This is a genomic window from Ruminococcus sp. AM26-12LB (assembly GCF_003480785.1).
Classification (GTDB): Bacteria; Bacillota; Clostridia; order Lachnospirales; family Lachnospiraceae; genus Blautia_A; species Blautia_A fusiformis.
On sequence record NZ_QUJX01000049.1, the window covers coordinates 1 to 524 of the forward strand.

1 pseudogene is annotated in these 524 nt (G+C 43.5%); it reads left to right on the forward strand.

The window, feature by feature from the left end:
• Nucleotides 1–453 (forward strand): annotated as a pseudogene (locus DW694_RS16725) (helicase); the annotation flags it as partial.
• Between the last annotated feature and the right edge of the window lie 71 nt (nt 454–524).

Below are 524 nucleotides of genomic sequence, written 5' to 3' on the forward strand. Positions count from 1 at the left end.
TCTTATAAGCTGGAGATCGGAAAAGACCCGGTAGGAAATATGCAGCGTATCCATAACACCCTTTTTTCCATTGACAGGAAGCTGACGGAAAGTGAGCAGAAATTGGAAACCGTACAACAGCAGCTTGCTACTGCACAGGAAGAGGTAAAGAAACCATTCCCGAAAGAAGCAGAGCTGAATGAAAAGATGGAACGGTTATCCGAGTTAAATGCGTTGCTGAACATGGATGAAAAGGGCAATGAGACGATTATGGCAGATGAGGATATTGGCAGAGAAGGAAGTAGCACAGATAGCAGGGATGCTGTAGAAGAAAAAGAACTTCCGGAAACAGCAGACAGAATCCATAAGCCATCTATTCTGGAACGCTTAAAGCAGGAGAAGGCACAGCAGAATACAGCGGAACAGCCACCTGTACAGAAAACTGCAAAGAAAAAACACGAACAGGAGTTATAAAAGATTTCCCGTCAGAGTTTTCTCTGGCGGGGACATAAAATGGAGGGTTTGTTTATGGCAAATAATATAGA